Annotated in this window: 19 protein-coding genes; 12 read left to right on the top strand and 7 right to left on the bottom strand. The window is 47.8% G+C overall.

What is annotated here, in order from left to right; translation table 11 throughout:
* The first annotated feature begins 57 nt into the window (after positions 1 to 57).
* From MKX75_RS03410 to MKX75_RS03440, 7 genes are all read left to right on the top strand, one after another.
* Positions 58 to 1,845 (top strand): histidine kinase, encoded by a 1,788-nt coding sequence (locus MKX75_RS03410; protein WP_062837606.1) that lies wholly within the window; start codon positions 58 to 60, stop codon positions 1,843 to 1,845.
* Positions 1,820 to 3,373 (top strand): response regulator, encoded by a 1,554-nt coding sequence (locus MKX75_RS03415; RefSeq protein ID WP_076333845.1) that lies wholly within the window; start codon positions 1,820 to 1,822, stop codon positions 3,371 to 3,373. Before MKX75_RS03410 ends, MKX75_RS03415 begins: the two co-directional genes overlap by 26 nt.
* A 221-nt stretch (positions 3,374 to 3,594) precedes the next feature.
* The gene (locus MKX75_RS03420; RefSeq protein WP_339168428.1) at positions 3,595 to 4,878 is read left to right on the top strand and encodes a sugar ABC transporter substrate-binding protein; all 1,284 of its coding nucleotides are present in this window, start codon (positions 3,595 to 3,597) and stop codon (positions 4,876 to 4,878) included.
* Between the two features lie 141 nt (positions 4,879 to 5,019).
* Entirely contained in the window at positions 5,020 to 5,922 is a 903-nt protein-coding gene (locus MKX75_RS03425; protein ID WP_062837603.1) for a sugar ABC transporter permease, read from the top strand.
* Positions 5,923 to 5,924: 2 nt separating this feature from the next.
* Entirely contained in the window at positions 5,925 to 6,764 is an 840-nt protein-coding gene (locus MKX75_RS03430; RefSeq protein WP_076333843.1) for a carbohydrate ABC transporter permease, read from the top strand.
* Positions 6,765 to 6,966: 202 nt separating this feature from the next.
* Complete coding sequence (locus tag MKX75_RS03435; RefSeq protein ID WP_339170323.1) at positions 6,967 to 8,079, top strand: rhamnogalacturonan acetylesterase; 1,113 nt, start codon at positions 6,967 to 6,969, stop codon at positions 8,077 to 8,079.
* A gap of 295 nt (positions 8,080 to 8,374) precedes the next feature.
* Positions 8,375 to 8,791: a sensory rhodopsin transducer gene (locus MKX75_RS03440; protein WP_339168429.1), complete on the top strand. Its 417-nt coding sequence runs from the start codon at positions 8,375 to 8,377 to the stop codon at positions 8,789 to 8,791.
* Positions 8,792 to 8,880: 89 nt separating this feature from the next.
* Here MKX75_RS03440 and MKX75_RS03445 read toward each other — a convergent pair whose 3' ends face one another.
* From MKX75_RS03445 to MKX75_RS03460, 4 genes are all read right to left on the bottom strand, one after another.
* Positions 8,881 to 10,038 (bottom strand): Ger(x)C family spore germination protein, encoded by a 1,158-nt coding sequence (locus MKX75_RS03445; protein ID WP_339168430.1) that lies wholly within the window; start codon positions 10,036 to 10,038, stop codon positions 8,881 to 8,883.
* On the bottom strand, positions 10,035 to 11,504 hold the full coding sequence (locus MKX75_RS03450) for a spore germination protein (RefSeq protein WP_076333840.1): 1,470 nt from the start codon (positions 11,502 to 11,504) through the stop codon (positions 10,035 to 10,037). The genes MKX75_RS03445 and MKX75_RS03450 overlap by 4 nt, the downstream gene beginning before the upstream one ends.
* Positions 11,485 to 12,591 (bottom strand): endospore germination permease, encoded by a 1,107-nt coding sequence (locus MKX75_RS03455; protein WP_339168431.1) that lies wholly within the window; start codon positions 12,589 to 12,591, stop codon positions 11,485 to 11,487. Before MKX75_RS03455 ends, MKX75_RS03450 begins: the two co-directional genes overlap by 20 nt.
* A 179-nt stretch (positions 12,592 to 12,770) precedes the next feature.
* Positions 12,771 to 13,706, bottom strand: a complete 936-nt coding sequence (locus MKX75_RS03460; protein ID WP_339168432.1) for a DMT family transporter — start codon at positions 13,704 to 13,706, stop codon at positions 12,771 to 12,773.
* A gap of 159 nt (positions 13,707 to 13,865) precedes the next feature.
* Between MKX75_RS03460 and MKX75_RS03465 the strand changes: the two genes are divergently transcribed.
* On the top strand, positions 13,866 to 15,260 hold the full coding sequence (locus tag MKX75_RS03465; protein ID WP_339168434.1) for a PLP-dependent aminotransferase family protein: 1,395 nt from the start codon (positions 13,866 to 13,868) through the stop codon (positions 15,258 to 15,260).
* A gap of 138 nt (positions 15,261 to 15,398) precedes the next feature.
* Here MKX75_RS03465 and MKX75_RS03470 read toward each other — a convergent pair whose 3' ends face one another.
* Together MKX75_RS03470 and MKX75_RS03475 are read right to left on the bottom strand one after the other, a co-directional pair.
* The gene (locus MKX75_RS03470) at positions 15,399 to 16,718 is read right to left on the bottom strand and encodes a glutamate-1-semialdehyde 2,1-aminomutase (protein ID WP_339168435.1); all 1,320 of its coding nucleotides are present in this window, start codon (positions 16,716 to 16,718) and stop codon (positions 15,399 to 15,401) included.
* A 131-nt stretch (positions 16,719 to 16,849) separates the two neighbouring features.
* The gene (locus MKX75_RS03475) at positions 16,850 to 17,893 is read right to left on the bottom strand and encodes an LCP family protein (protein WP_091018703.1); all 1,044 of its coding nucleotides are present in this window, start codon (positions 17,891 to 17,893) and stop codon (positions 16,850 to 16,852) included.
* A 128-nt stretch (positions 17,894 to 18,021) separates the two neighbouring features.
* On the opposite strand from MKX75_RS03475, the gene MKX75_RS03480 reads away from it, so the two are divergent.
* The 4 genes from MKX75_RS03480 to bcp are packed head-to-tail and all read left to right on the top strand — an operon-like array spanning position 18,022 to position 21,166.
* Complete coding sequence (locus MKX75_RS03480; RefSeq protein WP_062837593.1) at positions 18,022 to 19,068, top strand: ABC transporter ATP-binding protein; 1,047 nt, start codon at positions 18,022 to 18,024, stop codon at positions 19,066 to 19,068.
* 1 nt (position 19,069) lies between these two features.
* On the top strand, positions 19,070 to 19,864 hold the full coding sequence (locus tag MKX75_RS03485) for an ABC-2 family transporter protein (protein ID WP_036614077.1): 795 nt from the start codon (positions 19,070 to 19,072) through the stop codon (positions 19,862 to 19,864).
* Between the two features lie 5 nt (positions 19,865 to 19,869).
* Complete coding sequence (locus tag MKX75_RS03490; protein WP_076333833.1) at positions 19,870 to 20,655, top strand: ABC-2 family transporter protein; 786 nt, start codon at positions 19,870 to 19,872, stop codon at positions 20,653 to 20,655.
* A gap of 46 nt (positions 20,656 to 20,701) precedes the next feature.
* A complete protein-coding gene (gene bcp, locus MKX75_RS03495) occupies positions 20,702 to 21,166 on the top strand; it encodes a thioredoxin-dependent thiol peroxidase (RefSeq protein ID WP_339168436.1) in 465 nt (154 codons plus the stop codon).
* A 125-nt stretch (positions 21,167 to 21,291) separates the two neighbouring features.
* On the opposite strand, the gene MKX75_RS03500 is transcribed toward bcp, so the two are convergent.
* A complete protein-coding gene (locus MKX75_RS03500) occupies positions 21,292 to 22,401 on the bottom strand; it encodes an endospore germination permease (protein WP_339168437.1) in 1,110 nt (369 codons plus the stop codon).
* Positions 22,402 to 22,415 lie beyond the last annotated feature (14 nt).

Consider the following 22,415-nt stretch of genomic DNA (forward strand, 5'->3'; position numbering starts at 1 on the left):
TAAAATAACTAACCCATAGCACGACAGCACCCTTCGCAAGCCAAAGGAGCGCTTAGGATGAGTAAAATTAAGAACGCTTTCACAACACTGCCAATTCATCACAAAACGATTCTTCTCATCGGACTTTTGATGTTAATCAGCTTTACGTTTTATGCATCCGTACTCCGATATGTGTTCAGTATCTATGATCGGCAAATCTATGAGAAATCCTCGCAAGTCCTCAATATGTCTTCGGTAGGCATTGAGAATCAACTGCGTGAGATTTCCAATCTCTCCTTCAAGGTGATGTCGGACGAGCCGCTCCAGCAATATTTGCTTCAACTGAAAAAGGTCGAAACGGGTTACGAGAAAAATGGATTGCGCAAAAAGATTACCAACAGATTAGTCGCTTACGCGGGTTCCGAAAAATACGTCTATTCCATGCTATTTATCGATAATGATAATAATGTTATGGCCGCAGGCAATCGGGAGGGAATTTCGGAGTCAAAGCAAAAGGAACTGGTTGCACTGGGGCAGCAATATTCCGGCTCCAATGCCTGGCACACCAGCGGGGATAAACAGTCCAGACTTTTGTCCGTCCGACAGGTGAAATCCTTTGTTGGCGGAGCATTCACATTGGAAGACCTCGGTACATTGATCATCCGCGTGCGTTTGGACCGAATTGTACAGGATCAGATGCAAGAACCGGCTGAGGACTCTCAACTACTCATTACGGATGGAAAAGAAGTGATCTATCCAACAGAATCGTCGGTCAGTGAAGCCGAGCTTGAGTCTGAATTAAAGCGCACTCAGCCTTACGGAATTGCCATGTTGGAGCAGGGAAGACACTTTGTTGCCCGTGCCCATTCTTCCTATACGGATTGGACCTATTTGTACACAACCCCGTTTGACCAGATGTTTAAACAGATCCAGTTTGTCAAACAGTTGGTCACGGTTATCTTTATCATGATTTTTCTCGCAGCGCTTATCATTGGAGCAAGATTCTCTCGCAGTATTACACACCCGATTGCCCAGTTGATCAAGAAAATGCGTAATATCGAAAAAGGCGATCTGGATAAACTGGAGGAGGCAGCCCTCGGCAATGTTCCGATATCTCCACAGAATGAGGTCGGACTGCTGCATCGTACATTTAAGATGATGCTTCAACGAATACGTGAATTGATTGATGAGAATTATGCGAAGCAACTGGTGATTCGTGAGACTGAGTTGAAAGCGCTTCAGGCGCAGATTAATCCACATTTTCTATACAACACGCTTGAATCCATCAACTGGCTGGCCAAAGTACAGAAACAACGTCAGATCTCGGAAATGGTTGAGGCACTCGGTTTTCTGCTGCGTAGTTCTGTGAACATGTCCGAGAAGTGGATCACGCTGGAAAGAGAATTGGATATTGTCCGCAGTTACGTGACGATTCAGCGCACTCGTTTTGAGGAAAGACTGGATTTTGATATGGAGATTGCCCCAGAGGTAGGGACGGCCCGAATTCCGAAGCTAACATTACAGCCGTTGGTGGAGAACGCCATTCACTATGCACTCGAGCCAAGCATTGACCCTTGCCGGATTCGGATCCGGGCGAGAGCAGAGGGAGATAAGGTGATCATTGAAGTCGAGGACGATGGTCCGGGGATGACACCGGAATTCCTGGAACAACTACACGAAGGACGTATTCAGACAAGAGGACAGGGCATTGGGTTATCTAACATCCAGGAACGAATCAGACTGACCTTCGGTGATGAAGGTGGAATGGTGATGAGCAGCAAGCCCGGATCAGGAACTGTAGTATCGATCAGCATACCTTGGATTAGAGAGGACGATGACGATGTACAAAGTGATGCTCGTAGATGATGAACGTGTCATTCTGGAGGGGATTTCCCAAGTGGTCGATTGGGCCGCGGCAGGTACGGAATTGGTGGGAACGGCGAGGAACGGGATCGAAGCATTGGACAAAATCGGACAGTCGAGACCCGATATTATCATTACGGATATTTCTATGCCGGGTCTGGATGGTCTCGGACTCATAGAGAAGGCATCCGAAGCATATCCGGGAGTACGTTTCATTATGTTATCTGGCTATAAGGAGTTCGAATATGCCCGCAGAGCGATGCAATATGGTGTGAAGCATTATTTGCTCAAGCCCTGTAACGAGAATCAGATCCATGATGCACTGACTGAACTGTTGCAGGAACATCAGGATGCCCAGGTGAAGGAGCATGTTGCCGGTGAGATGAAACAGCGGCTGCAACGGGTACTTCCGCATGTGAAGGAGCAATTTTTGCTGGAGTTCATGACCAACCGCACCTATGGGCCAGTGGATTTGGAGTATTATCAGGAGCTATTCGATCTGGAGCTTGAAGAGAACGCGGTTCGGTTGCTGCTGTTCCGAATTGTGGATGAACATGATTACAGTCACTTATTTGCGATCAAAAACATTGCCAGTGACCTGCTCCCGCATGTACTGTTAAGCACAACCATCGAAGGCAAACTCTTGATTCTGCTCGCGGATTCTGCTGATCCGGCTGGACTGAAGGAGAGCATTGAAGAAGTTCGGGCTGCGTTTACCCGACTATATAAATTGGAAGTGACCGCTGCGCTGAGTGAAGCAGATCGAATGATCCAGTCCCGGCGGTTGTTTCGTGAGGCATTGCAGTATCTGAACCATCGCTTCTTTATCGGTGAAGGCAAGCTGATCACGAAGAATGATCTGGTATTGGCCGGAGAATGCGACGGGGTGCATGTAGAGCAGGATGCGGAGCAACTGTGTCAGTTGATCAAATCGGGCAATACCGAGGAAACAGCGTTAGAGGTGGAGCGTTTGTTTGATCTATTGTCGCGCCAGCAGCTGGAAATCGAGGTGACTCGCTCTTACGTAGTGCAGCTCTACTCCGCGATGGTTCATGTCTGTCCGCCTGAGGAGGCAACGGAATTCACCCAGCGTATGGCAGAATTGCCTCATATCGATACGTTATCTGGTTTGAAATCTTTTGTTGCAAGTAGTGCATCCCGATTAACTTCCGGTTATTACAAAAACCATATCAGTCGCCAGTCTTCTGCCGTGGAGAAGATGATGGATATCGTGGATCGTCATTTTGGAGAGGCAGATCTCTCCCTCAATGGAGTCGCCCATCAGATGCTTTATATGAATCCAGATTATCTGGGCAAGATTTTCAAAAAAGTCACAGGCGAGAATTTTTCCAACTACGTGAATCGCCTGCGCATTGAACGCGCATGTGACCATATTCGCAGAGGCGGGGATGTGAAAGTATTTGAGCTTGCTGAATTGTTCGGATTCGGCGGGAATTCACAATATTTCAGTCAGGTGTTCAAAAAGTGGACCGGGATGACTCCTACGGAATTCCGCAGGATCGGCATATAACAATGGGCTACCAATCATGTGATTCATGTCTGGGGAGGACGAACAGCGCCGAGAGGGGGACTGTTGTCCTCCTCTGTTTTTTGAACCAACAAGACGGTTTTGTGTATTCAACTATGGTCGTACATTTGCGAAAATGACATTAACAAGTTTGTGAAAGCGTTATCAGAAACGAGAGGATAACTCGTTCACACAACCATATCAACATAAAAGGGGAGATTGGCATGGTGAAAAAGGCAATATTCCTGATGATGGCTGCATTGCTCGTTTTTACAGCGGCTTGTAGTTCAGGTGGAGGAACTGAAGGAGCATCTGGAGATGACTCAGTTACCCTGCGGATCGCTTGGTGGGGCTCCGATGCAAGGCATGAATATACACAGAAGGTCATCGACCTGTACAAAACGAAAAATCCGAATGTCAAAATCGACGTGGAATATGCTTCATTTGATGACTATTGGAAAAAGCTCGCACCACAAGCAGCGGCAAATCAGTTGCCTGACATCGTTCAGATGGATATTTCCTACATCAGCCAATATGCACAGAATGGTCAGCTTGAGGACCTAGCGCCTTATCTGGGCAACCAGATCAAAGTGGACGATGTGTCCGAGAATGTTATCAGCACAGGTGTAATTAACGGTAAACAATACGGTGTACCTGCCGGTGTTAACGTTCTGGGCTTCCAGTATGATCCGGCGTTGCTTAAAACAGCAGGTGTGGATGCAATCCCTGAGAATATGACTTGGGAGTCGTACGAAGCATTGGGTAAACAAGCCGCAGATAAAGGCCTGTATTTGGATGGAGGAGTAGCTCCGGATATTTTCTTCCACTACTTCCTGCGTACCAAAGGACTGTCGCTTTATAACGCTGAAGGAACAGGGCTTGGCTATGATGATGACCAATTGTTTGTGGAGTTCTTCGGACTTATGCGCCGCATGATTGAGCAGGGCGCAGCACCTACGCCGGACGTAGCTAACCAAACCAAAGGCATTATTGAGGAATCGGATCTGGTGAAGGAAAAAGGAATTGGCGTATGGCAATGGTCCAACCAGTTCGTAGCCTTGCAACAGGTAGCGAACCGTCCACTCGATATCGCGCCAATGCCAGGACCGGATATGGAAAAAGGACTTTATATGCAACCAAGTATGTACTGGGGTGTAACGTCCAACTCCAAAGTGAAGGAAGAAGCGGCTAAATTCATCGATTTCTGGGTGAATGACGTGGAAGCCAACAAACTGATCAAAGGTGAGCGCGGTGTGCCAATCTCGGGAGCAATCAAAGAAGCCATCGCACCTGAGCTGAGTGATGCAACGAAACAGGTCTTTGAATTCGTGGCAGCCATGGAGCCTAAAGCTTCACCAATGAGCCCTCCGCCACCGGTTGGTTCACCTGAAGTAATCTCTTCTCTGGCAGATGTGGTTGAAGAGTTGAACTTCGGCAAAATTACACCCGAACAGGCAGCAGAAACATTCCGCAAGAACGCTGAATCTGTACTTGCGAACAATAAATAACAGTTGAATGATAGCTTGCTCGTCCCACCACTGGGATGGTCGGGAAAGGGGCTACTCGCGAATGCGAGGGCCTTTCCCCGTCCAGATAACCCGAAGCAAGGATTGAGGCAGCAAGCTGATCCATGAAGGAGGTTCGTTCCATTGAGGCAGTATTCATCGCTACGTAGAAACTTAACCGGATATGCGTTCATCAGCCCGTTTATTATTGGATTCCTGGGTTTCACGCTCATCCCCATGTTTGTTTCCTTATATATGTCGTTCACGAGTTATAACTTGTTCACTTCTCCGCGGTGGATTGGGCTCGATAACTACACCAAAATGTTTTTTGATGACCCGAAATACTGGAATTCGGTCAGAGTGACGTTTCTGTATGTATTCATTGGGGTACCGTTAAGATTGATCTTTGCCCTCTTCGTAGCGATGGTCCTGAACACTGGCTCTCGTATGATTGGAACGTACCGGACACTGTATTACCTGCCATCCATTATCGGTGGTAGTGTAGCCGTATCCATTATGTGGCGTAACCTCTTTAGTAATGAGGGTGTTATCAACAGTGCTCTAACGGCAATTGGGATTGGGCCTATCAGCTGGTTTGGTGACCCGAATGCGTCCCTGGTTATGCTTATCTCCCTGTCTGTGTGGCAGTTCGGTTCGTCCATGCTGATCTTCCTGGCTGGTCTCAAAAATATCCCTACTGAGATGTACGAGGCAGCAGGTGTAGATGGTGCGAATCCTATTCGGAAATTTTTCAGCATTACCTTGCCGCTCCTTAGCCCGATCGTTCTATTCAATATGATTATGCAAACGATTGGTGCATTCATGACATTCGTACCAGCCTACATTATCTCCAAAGGAGAAGGCGGTCCAATGGATGGTACCATGCTGTACTCTTTGTATCTGTTCCGTCAGGCATTTATGTTTAACAACATGGGTTATGCTTCGGCCATGGCTTGGATCATGCTCATCATGATCGGTATACTCACGGTAGCCGTGTTCCTGACATCCAAGTACTGGGTGTTCTACGAATCTGAAGGAGGGAAGTAACGATGGTTTGGAGAAATGTAAAATGGCCCATTTATCACCTGTTCGTTGCAGCGCTTGCCCTCCTGATGTTGTATCCCGTACTTTGGATGCTCTTTAGTTCATTCAAGGAAAGCCGTACAATCTTCGTCACTGCGGATACCCTGTTCCCTACCGAGTGGATATGGAGTAACTATGTGGATGGTTGGAAAGGAACGGCTGGAAGACCGTTTATGGATTACATCACCAATTCACTTGTTATCGTAGTTATTTCCACCATCGGTGCCGTGATATCGTCATCGCTGATCGCTTTCGGTTTTGCTAGACTCAACTTCAAGGGACGTACATTCTGGTTCTCCTTGATGATGTTAACACTGATGTTGCCACATGACGTGGTATTGGTTCCTCAATACATTATCTTTACGAAGCTGGGCTGGTTAAATACCATTCTGCCAATCGTAGTCCCTACATTCTTCGGAATGCCGTTCTTCATCTTCCTGATGGTACAGTTCATTCGAACGATTCCGAAGGAGTTAGATGAGGCTGCAACCATCGACGGATGTAACAAGTTCAGACTGTATATTCAGATTATTATGCCGCTGATCAAGTCTTCTCTGGCGACTGCAGCCATCTTCTCTTTCTACTGGAGATGGGAGGATCTGCTCGGTCCGGTATTGTACCTGAACTCGCCTGATAAATACACCGTGTCGATGGCGTTGAAAATGTTCCTGGATAGCGAATCTGCTTCCAACTGGGGCGCGATGTTCGCCATGTCCATCGTCAGTCTGGTTCCGGTTGTAGCGGTGTTCTTCATCTTCCAGAAACAAATTGTTCAAGGGATGAGCACTAGCGGATTGAAAGGATAAGCAGGATTCAATGTATCTTCGTATCTTCGCCCGAATGAACGTTTACGAAAGTTAAACAAGGAGGTTGTCGCTTTTGAATAAAGCTCAGGGTAGTCAAACCGTTGCCGTGGAGGCAGCGGCTGAGGGCCAGGCAGTGTCCGTGACCAGCTGGAAGTTTAACTTTGGACCGGACTCGGGAAGAGAAGAAGAGACAGGAGATTATCTGAATGTGACTGCAACAACCACATATGAGGAACGCGGAGGATACGGATTTGAGGCAGGATCTCTGGTGTATGAGAAACAACGCATTCGTGATGACGATGTGTCGGATCCTACGAAACAACATTATAACAATCCGGGGCAGACAACCATGTCTGCCCGATTGCGTTCAGGCTTCTGTATTCCGCTCAAAGCATCGTTCATCGTGGATGTTCCCGACGGAACCTACCAAGTATTACTCGTTGCAGGTGATGAATTGGCTGAGACAGTGACCCGCGTGAAAGCTGGTGAGGGTAGACTTGTACTGCCAACCATTCGCACACTTCCCGGACAATGCGCAGAGGTTCGATTCTCGGTTGTTGCTCGTGGCGGCAGACTTCGTCTGTCATTTTCCGGTCCTGCACCAAGAATTAATGCGTTAGAGATTACCCTTGCGAATCAGACCATGACTGTATTCCTTGCAGGGGATTCAACTGTAACGGATCAGCCAGAAAGTGGATATCCGTATTGTGGTTGGGGCCAGCTGTTGCCTGCACAGTTCAAACATGATGTGGCAGTGGATAATCACGCACAGTCAGGCCGAAGTTCCCGAAGTTTCATCAATGAAGGCAGACTCAGCGCCATTATGGAGCGAATCAAGCCGGAAGATTTTTTGTTTATTCAATTTGGACATAACGATGAGAAGCCGGACCCTGAACGTGGGACCGACCCATTCACAACATATAAGGAATATTTGAAAAAGTATATCGATGCCGCCCGCGAAGCCAAAGCTCGTCCAGTGCTCGTGACCCCGGTGCATCGGCGTTATTTCGCGGACGACGGTACTTTGACCGATACGCACGGCGATTACATTATCGCCGTGCGTGAGCTGGCGGAAGAGGAAGACGTTCCGCTGATCGATCTGGCGGAGCGCAGCCGTCTTCTGTTCGAGCAGGCGGGCGTGGAAGGCAGTAAGGAAGACTTTATGTGGGTGCTGCCAGGCGAATATGTGAACTTCCCGTCAGGCGTGGAGGATAACACACACTTTCAGGAGCGCGGCGCCTCCCGCCTTGCCCAGCAGGTGGCAGAAGCCATCCGCGAGTTGCAATTGCAACCGTTGCAGATGTATCTGCGGTAGGTTCATGTCTTTAATTATTAAGCGAGTTAAACGAAGTAACGAGCCAGCAAAAGTTGCCCAGCGAGTAGCGGCGGCAATAATGTTTTAAATCATTCCGGCGAGCGTTGCGGCGGAGGAGGGCGGAATCGGGTAGAGGGAGCGAAGCGTCCGCCTTTGGAGCGGGATTTCCCCTGCTGAGGGGGAATGAATAGAAATCCCGAGCCAACAGCGGCCCGTAGCCCGATCCGCCCACCGAAGCGACCGCACCGCGAGCCGCCCCCACGTTTTTAATTTAATTATTGGAGGATATACTCAAATGACATTGGACCCGACCAAACAAGATACTTCAGCCCATAAGACGGCTCCAACAGCTGCAGGTCACACCTATTGGGTGATTCCGGATGGCTACATCCCGCCGGAGAGTAGCGGCACACTGGAGAGTCATGAGAGCATCTGCGTATTAAACACAGGTGCAACAGATGCGGAGTTGCAAATCACGATATACTTTGAAGACAGAGATCCACTTGAAGATATTATAGCTGAAGTGCCAGCGAGAAGAACAAAGCATATTCGTACTGCATCGCTTCGCTCCGGTGAGCAGTCTATTCCGGCAGGCGTACCTTATGCGATCACTGTTTCGAGCAACATCCCCGTCATCATCCAGTACAGTCGCTTGGACACGACCCAGCCTGAATTGGCATTGATGAGTGTCATGGCGTATCCACTGGGATAACATGGCGACTTGGTTTCAAAATTCAAGCCAAAAAAGAAGACCCGTAACCTTGCATTTATTGCAGGTGTACGGGTCTTCTTTCATTACAATCACTTACTGTATTTATACGTGCTTGCATTAAGGATATCCACATGAACTTCTACTTTGCCAAGCTTGAAACGCTCCAGGGGGTCAGCACGTTGGGAGACCTCTTGTTGCCATAATGGAAGATTGTGGCGATAGAGGTGTTCCGCCAGACCGTATGAATCGATTTGGCGTGACTTGGTTTTTTCGAACGTATCTCGGATTTGGGATTCGATTTGTTTCTCCGCTTCCTGTTCCATGGCATGTGGAGACCGAGGAGCCCCGTGATCTTCGGTGATGGAGCTTTTGACCGAGGTAACCAGATCGAATGTGACGCCATCTCCTTGTTTTCTCGCCGTGATTCTCGTCTTGGGATTACGAAGCATCAGGGTTAAGTCAGGAGTTTTCCCACCATTCCCATCTACGTATAGTGGGTACTGATGTACGCGCTCATAATTTACGTATCGTGTACCATCTGCGTCTGCTCCTGCAACTCTACCCTGACTTGTGCCTTTGGAAATGACATAAAACCCATCCATTCTAACAAGGGGGGGAGTTTTATCGCCGTTGAACCAGGTCTCGTTTCTCGTTGAAACCGAGGGTAAAAGAACGACGGAAGCCGGCTCCCGTAGTCCATCGAGAAGCTGGTGAAGCCGGATAGGTTCGTAACCGGAATGCTGTTTGTATAGCCTCATGGGCTCAAATAACTCAATGGTTTGAGCGGATTGGTTCAACAATGCAGAGGGAGAGAGTATATCCGGAATGTTATGCTCTGTAGCGTAGATCCAGGGTGTATATCTTAGTTGACCTGAATGAAGAAGTGTATTAAAGATATCCTCCAGTCGACCATCTAGCGCTTTTTTGGATAAGACAATAGCTTTGACATGAGTCCAGAGCGTTTGCTGCTGTGACGTTTCATACAAGTCGTTAATAGCCATGCTCAGAGTTGTACCTTCGCCACGTCCAGTCCAGATATCCCTTGTCTCCCGGGAAGTTGGCGTTTCCTGTTTTGCAATACTGGAGAAGTCAATCAGTTGGGCATAAGCAATGTACTGGTTGTCCACGTAATCTATTCCAATGGCCGTGATGAAGTTAATACTTTGCACTTCTTTGGAATCCCAGCACCCCGTTAGCAGAATCAAGCACCCCACAAGTAGGCCAATCATGGATGTACATCTGATCATGGCCCTTTTCTCCGACGAGTGGAATCTTGGGTATGAAGTGCTGCTGGACGTTTGGTTCTTTTCATGGAAGGCGGCATGGATACGGCCTGAGTGAAATCTCCGGGAATGTAGGGAGATACGGGAGCCAGATAGGATACGCCATAACACTCCAAGGATACGAGGTGCACCAACAGGGCGAATAGTCCAATCATAAATCCGAATAATCCAAGGACGGATGAGATGAGAAGCATCCAGATCCGGATATGGGCAGTAGCCCCGCTCAGCACGGTGTTCACGAGAATATAACTGGAGATGGATGAGATCGCTACCGTGACTATGATGGTGGGAGATGTAATCCCTGCACGAATAGCCGCATCCCCAATGATAAGTCCGCCTACCACACTCACGGTCTGGCCTAATGCACGGGGCAACCTGCGACCGGCTTCGTTAAATAGCTCAAACATAAAAATCATCAGAAATGCTTCCAGCGTCACTGGCATGGGCAGGCCCATCCGAGTACCAGCAATCGTAGCCAAAAGAGGCAGCGGGATCTGTTCCACATTGAAACTGGTCAAGCCGATATAGAAGGCTGGGAAGAAACAGGCAATCAGCAGTCCGGATATGCGCAAGATTCGTTCAAAGGTAACGATGAAAAAGGGTGTACTTTCGTCTTCAGGAGATTTCAACTGATTGAAAAGTGTAGTTGGGGCGATGACCGCTACAGGAGAACCATCAATGAGAACGGCAAAACGTCCATTTAACAAGGAATCAACAACAAAATCAGGACGCTCGGTATTATCTGTAAGCGGAAAGATACTCCGAACGCCTCCCATTACAGCCCTTTCCATGATCGAGGTACCCAGAATGCCATCAATCTCAATCTGATCCAGATTATGTCGTGCTTCTTTCAGAATGTCTGGATTGATAATATCTTTTACATATAAAAGGCCAATGGCTGTCTGGGTACGACTGCCTTTGACGTATTTCTCATAACACATCGAAGAGCTTTTCATTCGTTTGCGAATAAGGGCAATGTTTGTGGTGAGTTCTTCGGTAAATCCGTCGCGTGGCCCTTTAACTGATGTCTCAATGGCTGATTCTTCTGGACTGCGTCCAGGGATATCAGCAATATCCAGACTGCAGGACTGAACGCCATTGCCGAAAATGATCAGCAGTTGTCCGCTAAATATCAACATATTGAGCTTATCTGTATCTGTGAGGTCATCCAGTGGATTTAATGTTAATCCCAGTTCTTTCGGATGGGATTCCTCAATGATCAGGGAATGCTGTTCCAGACGGGGAATAATAAATTGGTTAATTTGTTTACCGTCGACAAGACCGTCGCAATACAGCAGTATCACAGGCTGATCGGATTCGTCTTTAACAGGAAAAGTCTGAATTACTACATCTGCACATGGATTGAACTGCTCTTTCAAAGAGGCAAGCAGTGTTTCATGGGACGTGGTGTCAATCGCTTGATGCTCCATGATGTTTCCTCCTCTGATGGCGTGAATGGATAAAGGCAACTGTCGTTGCGATAATCGCAAGTCCGCTCAGATACACGAGATTGAACGGGAATATGTATTCGACCAGAAGCTTTTCAAAGGTCATATCATCCAGAGGGAACAACATGGTTAGAATAAAGAAGACACCTAACGAGATACAACTGATGAGCCTTCTGGTAGAATTCTTAATATTCCATATTTCAATTACAATATACATGGCCAGACTGATTCGGGTGAACGACCCTGCGAGCCACTGGTAGATAGAAAAGAAGTCGGTTTGGGCAATGTATTTGCCCAAGGAGGCAATACGCCATTCTTCAAAGGCGGGATATCGCATTTTGGCAGCCTCAAAAGGATCGAATTCCACAATCGCCCCAATGAGTGGGCCTACAGTCAGTCCCACAATAATGAGTGCGAGCAATAGATACTGCCATACACGTATACGTTTGGTGAGATGAGGCTGGATGTACCAGATGAACAGCAGTTCAAACATGCCTGAAAGACTGTAAACCATGCCTTTAAAAACAGGGTGCCAACCATGTTCAAGCACGGGCAACAGACGACTGTAATCCTTGTATTGGGTATTCACGATAGCCACATAGAAGCCCAGCAGTACCACCAGTGGAAGGATCAATCCTGCCGTAAATGCCAGCGAGCGAATACCTTTATACGCAGCGTAGGCACAGAGCGACATCAAGGCAATGCTGGTGACCAATATTGGCGTCTCTGTCAGGTAGTTCGTTTTGGCCCAAGTGGTCGTATCGTGCAGGGTGAAATAGATGACGCATAGAAAAAACAGACTGTTCCCAACTCGAAAGAACAGGCCAATGGGCTTGCCGAGACGGGATGTTAGCCATTCATGCAGGGTTTGATGCTGGAGAAAACGAGAGACATAAGCGAGCATTAGCGCAAATATCAGAAATGGTCCGGCTGATAGCAGGACGGAAATCCAAGAATCCCTTTTGGCCGCAGCCAAAAGGGCAGGAATAATCAGAACATGGCTGATCAAGCCAACGGACAACATGATCAACATCATGGCTTGTAAGAAAGAAGGCTGTGTTCGCTTCATGCTGAGGGTCCCCTTTTCCCAGTAGACTGTCCTCAGCAGTGTTAACGGGATTGGAGCGCTTCATACTGTCAGTCAAAATAACGAATACCCATGGCTTCTCTTACCTCTAACATCGTTTCCACGGCTGCTTCATGTCCTGTCGTATCCCCTCAATAAGAATTTCTTTCACCTAATGCGTATCACGCTTTGATTCCACTGACCAGCCTATGTTTGCGACCGCTCATATTGGTGCCAAGCACACCGGTGATGATCAGTAATGCTCCGATAAAATGATAACCACTAACAGGTTCATGCAGTATCCATGCCCCACCTACGATGGAGATGAGCGTGGACAGGTTGCTGAATACACTCATTTGGGAAGCCTCCAGATGGGTCAGGGCATAGCTCGCAAGCAGGGTGGAGATCATGGTGGAGAGGATCGCCAGATAAGCGAGTGCACCCAGATAGGATGCATCTCCAAGTGGTTTGATGTAGTCCATCATGGAACCGCTGGACGCATGTCGGATCAGTGAAGCGGCGTTAAACACAATACAGCCAACCATTAGGGTGACCCATGTTAATTCCATCGGTTTATACTTCTGGGTTAACGGTCTCGCAAGCACACCATAACCTGCAAAACAGACTGTGGATAGCAGCAATAATGCAATGCCCTTCAGGTTACCCACAGACATGCCATTTCCTTGCATCATGAAAATAAAAACTACTCCAGCGACAGACAGAAGCAGGAACAGCTTCTGCATCGTAGATGTGCGTTCCTTCAGGAAAACTGAAGCGAGAACGAGTGTGAATACAGGGGCCATAGCCTGAATAATACCGGCTTCCGATGAGTTGGAAGATACGAGCCCAAAGGCTTGAAAGGCAAAAAATAATACGGGAGATAGTAGCCCCAGCGGAATAATTCGCCACAGATCACGAAGGCTAAGTCGAATTTTGATCCAGCCAAAAATGACAGGAATGCTGACAACGATCAACGACAGCGCGAATCGGTGGGCAAGCACATCAATCGGATGTGCAACAGTGACGGTCATTTTAACAAATAGAAAAGATAGACCTATAATAGCCGCGTATAGAATAGCTGCGATATAAGCGTATCCCCGAGTGTGTGTTGTGTTCATGAATGCTCCTCCAATACAGTAGTCATAGCGTTTTATCTTTTATTATCCTGAAATATGTCAGGTTCGAGGCATGTGCTGGCCTTATTCAATATACTGCCGGGTGCATCGTGCTACAATAGATAAAAGGTTGAACTGTATCGGTACAGTTGTTGGAGAGGGATGATTGCATTGAGAAAATACGAAGTGATTGCCGAAGCATTAAAGCAATGGATTCAGGAACAGATGCAGCAGCAGGATCGTCGCCAGTGGGCAGATAAGGGCATTCGACTGCCAGCAGTTCGAGTTGTAGCAGAACAATATCAATGCAGTGTAAGTACAGCGATTCGAGCATATGAGTGGCTGGAACAGCGGCATTTGGTGTACGCCATACCTCAATCTGGCTACTATGCTGTACAGAACGGGACAGGTGCTCAGGATATGGACTGGCAGGGAGCGCTGGACTTCGCTTCGGCTGCTCCTGATCCGCGGGTGTTCCCTTATGCAGACTTTCGTCATTGTGTGGATCAGGCGATGGAAAAGAAGCAGGCAGAGCTATTCATGTACGGTACAGATCAGGGATTACCATCGCTTATTCTGCTGTTGCAGAAGCAGTTTGCGGATTATCAGGTGTTTGCGAGAACAGAGCAGTTCTTTATCACATCAGGTGTGCAGCAGGCGCTGGCTGTACTTGCATTGATGCCTTTTCCCAATGGAAAGAGAAAAGTATTGTTGGAACTACCGACGTATCACAATATGCCCTCGCTACTCAGTGGATTGAATGTGCCGATTGCCGGTGTGAGACGTGCCCTGGATGGATTAGACTGGGCATCACTTGAACGTCAGTTTGCTGAGGGAGATATTAAGTTTTTCTATGTCATGCCGCGGTTTCACAATCCAATTGGCACATCGTTAACGGTTGCTGAGAAAAAGAAACTGATCCGGTTAGCACAGCGGTACGATGTCTATCTTGTTGAGGACGATTATCTGGCCGATTTGGAGGACAATACGAAACAGGACCCGCTCTGGTCCTATGATACTGAAGGTCGGGTCATCTACCTGAAGAGTTACTCCAAAATTTTGTTTCCAGGTCTGCGTATTGGTGTAGCTGTTCTACCTTCGCCTCTAATTGAATCGTTTGGTGCCTACAAAAAAATGCTCGATATCGACACGTCCGTTCTGTCTCAAGCTGCTCTGGAGATCTATGTGCACAGTGGAATGTTTGCTCATCACAGAAAAGTGATTCGTAACCGCTATGCTGCCCGGATGCACACGGTGCATGAGCAACTGGATACGTATCCAGACTTTGCTCCGTTTAAGGACGCCCCTCATACAGGAGGGGAGCATACCGTATTGCCTTTGGCAGGTGATGTGCCGCTTCGTGTTCTGGTTTCCCGGCTCCAAACTCGTGGAGTCATCGTCGATACGACAGAACGATATTATCCGGAGGGAACATATCAGGTGCATGAGGATCAAATGCTGCGATTGAACATCTCCAATGTGCCGAAGCAGAGAATCGAAGAAGGGATGCAGGTGATCCGGGAGGAAATTTTGAAACTTCAGATCAGGCAGAAATAACGTGAAGAATCGGAGTGTTGTCCGTATATAACAAAAGGCGTCCACACAAGTTGATCACTTGTTGGACGCCTTTTCCATGAATTGTTTTCCACCGACCATACAGCTTGTACGCTATATTGTAGATGGAAATAATCCGATTTATTCCTGAGCCATCGCCTTGAAGGAAGCTTCTGCAGCTTCCAATGTAGCCTGAACATCCTCGTCTGTATGGGCCGTGGTCAGGAACCAAGCCTCATATTTGGATGGAGCCAGGTTAATGCCACGGTTCAGCATGTGACGGAAGAAGGAAGCAAACAGCTCTCCATCCGTGTCTTGAGCATGATCATAATTCGTAACCGGATGGTCACAGAAATGGGTGGAGAACGCACCGCGGATCCGGTTGATTGTCAGTGCAATCCCATGACGGTCAGCAGAAGCTTGCAGACCTGCCGTCAGGTCGATAGCAAGACGTTCCATCTCTTCGTATACACCCTCGCCTTGCAGGACCTCCAGACATGCGATACCAGCCGAGATGGATGCAGGGTTACCAGCCATCGTTCCCGCCTGATAAGCAGGGCCGAGTGGGGCAACCTGCTCCATAACATGTTTGCGTCCGCCGTAAGCACCGATTGGCAGGCCGCCACCAATAATTTTACCAAGAGCCGTCAGATCGGGTTCAATCTCCGCATGATTATCGAGTCCGGCATACGTCTGTGTAGAACCGTAATGGAAACGGAAAGCCGTAATAACCTCGTCATAGATAACCAGTGAGCCGTTGGCCCGTGTCATGGCACAAAGGCCTTCCAGGAAGCCAGGTTCCGGCATAACCATTCCGAAATTCCCAACGATCGGTTCAACCATGACCGCGGCAACATCGTCACCCCAGTGCTCCAAAGCATCCTTCAGGGCTTCCAGATCATTGTAGGGCACAGTAATGACTTCTTGTGCAATACTGGCTGGAACTCCCGCACTGTCAGGAATTCCGAGCGTGGACGGGCCTGAACCTGCAGCTACAAGCACCAGATCCGAGTGACCGTGGTAACATCCGGCGAATTTTACGATCTTGTTGCGTTTGGTGTAGGCACGGGCTACGCGAATCGTAGTCATGACCGCCTCCGTACCGGAGTTTACAAAACGAACTTTATCCATGGAAGGAATGGCTTCTTTCAGCATTTTGGCGAGCCTGATCTCAAGCTCTGTTGGGGTACCGTACAGCACACCATTTGCTGCAGCTTCCGTAATTGCCTGCGTAATATGAGGGTGGGCATGTCCTGTAACAATTGGACCGTAAGCGGCCAGATAGTCAATATAACGGTTGTCATCGACATCCCAGAAGTGGGCGCCTTGGGCTTTTTTCATAAATACAGGTGCACCGCCACCAACGGCTTTGAACGAGCGTGATGGGCTGTTAACACCTCCTACAATATGTTCAAGTGCTTCTGCGTATAGAAGTTCGGAACGGGAACGTGATGTATTCATAAGATAACTTCCTTTCGTAATGCAAAATATGATAAAGGTACAAGCTACAGAAAGATATGATGATTTTCTCATAATAGTATAGCCGGGCACAACGAGAGGGCAGCGTAATGGCTGCCCTCTGCATGTTTACATTACTGAGCCGGTTGCTCTGACTTTTGATCGTCACCACTGGCTGTTTTATCTTCGGTGCTGGTTGTACTATCATCCGTTGTAGCAGGCGGGTGAATAATATCCTGAATATGCTGCTTCAATTTCTCTTCATTGGTAACCGTCAATACTTGCGCACCGCCTGCTGTACGTTCTTCTTTCAGCAGATTCATTGGCGGGATCTGCTCACTGCCATTCATGCTGCTCTGGTAACCGAGGCCACCCAGTTTCCACATATCGGAGAGTGTCAGATTCGTATCCACATAAGGATTAACCTGTTCCAGAATGGAAGGCAGCTTGGCAATGGTTGTTGTTGACTGCATTTTCGCCGTCACAGCTTTCAGCAACTCACGCTGACGCTCGGAACGAGCGAAATCCGACATCGCATCATGGCGGAAACGAACGTACATGAGGGCTGTTTCGCCATCCAGATGCTGATACCCTTTTTTGAGATCAATATCGTATTCGTTATTGTCTGCTTTACTTGTATAGTGCATGTCTTTCTCCACATCAAAATCAACACCGCCAACGGCATCCACCAATTTGATGAATCCCTGGAAATCCGTATACACATAATACTGTACAGGAATGCCGAGCAGGTCGCCGGCAGCTTGCATCGCTGCATTAGGACCATGGGTGATGGCAGTGTTGATCCGTTCCTTGCCATATCCGTCAATATTGACGTAAGTGTCGCGCAGAATGGAGAACAGATTGATTTTTTTGGTAAGTGGGTCGAGCGATACAACCATCATGCTGTCGGAGCGGGGAACTTCACCTTTTTTCAATCCGCGCGCATCGACACCCATAACGAGAATATTTACCGTTTCTGTGCCTTCCCATTTTGGAGGGTCAGGAGTATTTACTTTCTCCACATTCTCGATACCTGCGAATGGTGATTCGTCGCCGTCTTTTGCCAAACCGTCCAACTGATTGAGAATAGAACCGAAATAATATGCCGCTGCTCCTCCGATAATTAACACGAAGGCGGCAAGAGAAATCCATATGGTTCTCTTCGTCTTTCTGGTCATGCTAGCTCTCCTTTGTATTTGAGATGAAATAAAAAACGAGTTCGGGTATTGCTGAATTTTGACTGATACCATTATAATTTCTTTTTGGGCTACAAGCAATTTCAACAAAATCCAAGTGAGGTATAATCATGCTGGCGATTGATGTCAAAGATTTGCGCAAGTCGTTTAGCGTCCAGAAAAGCCGAGGTGGGCTGAAGGGCGCATTCCAAGACCTGTTTGCACGTCAATACCAGGAGGTATTGGCTGTAAATGATATTTCATTTCAGATTCCGCAGGGCGAAATATGCGGATATATTGGGGAGAACGGTGCCGGTAAATCAACAACAATCAAGATGTTGACCGGCATTTTGGTGCCTACTTCAGGGCAAATATCGGTTGGTGGATATGTTCCGTATCAGGAACGGGAGAAGTTTGTACAGAATATTGGTGTTGTTTTTGGTCAGCGCAGTCAATTGTGGTGGGATATTGGTGTTATTGAATCCTTCCATTTATTGCGCAAAGTATATCGTGTAGGAGAGGCTGATTTCCGCAAAAGGTTGGATGAACTGGTTGAGCGTCTACAGCTTCAGGACCTGTTAAGCCGTCCGGTACGTAAGCTCAGTCTTGGTCAGCGCATGCGCTGTGAGTTGGTGGCAGCCTTGTTGCATAACCCGAGTATTGTTTTCCTGGACGAGCCAACCATTGGCTTGGATATTGTCGTGAAGTCGGAGATTCGGGATTTCTTGAAAGACATGAACAAGGAGCATGGAACGACCATTCTGCTCACAACCCACGATTTACAGGACATTGAGGCCCTGTGTTCCCGGGTCATCATGCTTGATGCAGGCAACATCATCTATGATGGAGGTCTGGATCATCTCAAGTCCCAGTGGGGTAAAGAGCGGGAGATCCGCTTCAAATTTGGTTCAGCTCACAACATCAGTCAGATGCAGGAATGGACTGCAGCGTTACCTGTACGTTGGACGGTTGAGAATGAATTGTCCGCATCCGTATGGATTCCGCTGGAACTGAATGTTTCGGATGTACTCGGACGTGTCGTTGGACAGGCCGATATTACCGATATTCAGATTATCGAGATCAATACGGATGAGATTGTGCGCAGTATATACCAATCCGGTTCCGCCGAGCGTCCCGAGATTGTGGGAGCAGGGAAAGAAGCGGTGGGTGTATCCTGAGATGAATAGTGCATTTATTGATTTTATGCGCATCCGTTTTTTAACGATGCTGGCATACCGGGTGAATTATTACTCCGGCATTTTGATATATACGCTGAATATCGGCGTGTATTACTTTACCTGGCAAGCCATTTACGGTAGCAGTGGTGAACTTGGTGGCTTCACGGCAGCTCAGATGACCACGTATATCGCTGTATCCTGGATGGCACGTGCCTTTTACTTTAACAACCTGGATCGAGAGATTGCCGCAGACATACGGGATGGCTCCATCGCGATTCAATTCATCAGGCCGATCAATTACGTTATGGTCAAAATGATGCAAGGCCTGGGCGAAGGCATTTTCCGCTTTCTGCTCCTCATGATTCCGGGGATGCTCATCGCCATTCTGCTGTTCCCGGTTGAACTGCCTACGGCACCATCCGCTTGGATTGGCTTTCTCGTCATGCTGTTCTTCAGTTTCCTCATTAATTCCCAGATTAATGTGATAACAGGACTGGCGGCATTCTTTGTGGAAAACAATGAAGGCATGATGCGTATGAAACGCGTCGTGGTCGATCTGTTCTCTGGTCTAATCATCCCGATTAGCCTGTATCCAGGCTGGATGTCTGCGGTGATGAAGGTATTGCCTTTTCAGGCCATTACGTATCTGCCCGGTTCCGTTTTCACTGGAAGAGTGGAAGGTACCGCCATCTGGAGTGTACTCGGTATTCAGGTGTTCTGGTTTGCCGTGCTGCTGCTTCCGATGGTATTGATCTGGCGTAAGGCGCGCAAGCGTCTGTTCGTGCAAGGGGGATAACAGATATGTACTATATGGGTCTGATCTGGGAATATTTGAAGAATTACATGAAAACACGACTCACGTACCGTGCCGATTTCTGGGTGGAGATCCTATCGGATCTGCTGTTCCAGGCAACCAACCTGATCTTTATCTTTGTGGTTTTCCGTCATACGGATAACCTGGGCGGCTGGAGTGAGAGTGAAGTACTCTTTGTTTATGGATATTTTATGGTGCCCTATGGCATCTTCAGTTGTTTTATCAATCTGTGGGGATTCAGCGAGCGGTATATCGTCAAAGGTGAGATGGATCGGATCCTGACACGCCCTGCTCATAATCTGTTCCAAATATTGCTTGAAAATGTGGACCCGCCTGCACTCGTGGGCTCGTTTATCGGCTTGATCATCATGATCTTCAGCGGAGCAGAGATGGGCTTAATGCTGGAGTGGTGGCATATTCCGGCCTTGATTATTTTGGCACTCAGTTCAGTAATGATCTATGCCGGCATTTATACCACACTGACTTCGTTGTCCTTTTATTCGGACGCGCCAACAGGTATTCTGCCATTGATGTATAACATTCAAGGATACGGACGCTACCCGGTAACGATCTATAACCGTGCCATTCAGGTGCTGTTAACCTGGATCATTCCGTTTGCCTTCGTGGGCATCTATCCGGCAGCCTTGTTCCTGGAGAGGTCCGAGATGCATCGCATGGCGCTGCTTACACCTGTAATGGGACTGGTGTTTGGCTCGATGGGCTTGCTGCTGTGGAATTATGGCGTGAAGCGGTATCGCGGAGCAGGATCATAATAAACGCACTATAACAATTCATGGGGAAGATTAGGGAGGAATTGACATGACGTTAACTGTAGGTGAATTGGCACCGGATTTTGAGCTTCCGTCCAGTACCGGAGAACGGGTGAAGCTTTCGGATTACCGCGGACAGCGGGTGCTGCTTTATTTTTACCCTAAGGATATGACATCGTCCTGTACGCAACAGGCTTGTGATTTCCGGGATCGACATGCTGAATTTGAGGGGCTGAACACTATCATTCTCGGGATCAGCACCGACCCGATGAAACAACATGACAAGTTTATTGCCAAGTATGGACTGCCGTTCACCTTGTTGTCGGATGAAGAGCACGTTGTAGCCGAGCAATACGGTGTATGGCAGCTGAAGAAAATGTATGGCAAGGAGTATATGGGGATGGTTCGCTCCACTTTTCTGATTGATGAAGAGGGAACGTTGATCAAGGATTGGTCCAAAGTTCGGGTCAAAGGACATATCGAGGCTGCACTTGAGGCTATAAAGGCCATATAGGCTGCCCCGACAGCATATTCACCAACAATAAAAAAAGGCTGTGCTCGCGGAAGTTGCCGTGAACGCAGCCTTTTATGTATTCGGATTTTCAGCACTTTTATCTGATATTCAAAAAAAATATACAATTAGAGGGAGTTGCTTTGCTTCCTTTTGCGGGAGCGAATGCGATGAACCAGCAGGAGGAACAGCGGGATAATAAAGCTGACAGTGATATCCCAGTCTACCCAAGCAGGCATGATGGTAGTGGTATAGAAAATAACATTCGGAGCAATAAGGACACCGAGGGCGAATAATAACAGAGACGAAGGCAGAATAAGAGGCTTATATGTCTTCAAACGAAATAATTGTGCTGTTCCCAGAACAAAAGCAAATAGATACAGCAAACTTTTGAAATAAGTAGATATTAACCAGGAGATAGCCATGAACGCTTCGATTCGTTCGAAGAAGTTACCTATATTAATTTTCTGCGAAAGGGCGTATGAGATATAAATGCCATGTTGCGTCAGTATAGGTCCCATCACCATGAGCGAGATGAGCAGCAGCAAGCTTAGAAGTAATCCTCCAAAGAGGGTTGCCAGCAAGAAGTCCCGTTTGAAATGAGGCCCGGAGTTCACATACGGGAGAAACACGGAAAGAACGATAAGCTCGCCAAAGGAAGTAAAAGCTGCGCGGAAGATGGACTCCACAAGATGTATCCAGGGTGTGCTGAAATACGGCTGCAGATTGGCGCTTTCAGCTTGAGGCAGGAGCCCCAAATAGAGAGAGATAATAAACACCAAAACGATAGGGGTCAACAGTTCGGAGCTCAAGCCGATAGTTCGAAAACCATGGGTAAGCCCCCAGGCAAGGGTGCAAATGATCATCAGAATAATGACCCGAATGGGGGTCTTGAGATAAATTTGGGTAGTCAAGAAGTCACCGACCTCACGGACACATATGGCTGCACCTATGGCAAAATAAAATAGGTAAGCAACTGAGAGCATGGAACCAGCCCAAGTCCCGAGTACTTTTTTACTGATTTCAAAAAGACTCAACTGAGGATGTGTTCGATGGAGTGTATACAAAACCCACATGATACCAACACCGATCGGTAGACTAACTAGAGAACAAAACCATGCGTCCTGCTTGCCAACTGCGGTGACGAGTGAAGGGTAGATGAGAACCATATCTCCAACCATAACCAGGAAAGTGAGCAGGGTGAACTGCCGAATCGTGAGTTTTTCTTTCATCAACATGTTCTATACTCCTT

This window comes from Paenibacillus sp. FSL R5-0341 (genome assembly GCF_037975235.1).
In the GTDB taxonomy this organism is placed as follows: Bacteria; Bacillota; Bacilli; order Paenibacillales; family Paenibacillaceae; genus Paenibacillus; species Paenibacillus amylolyticus_A.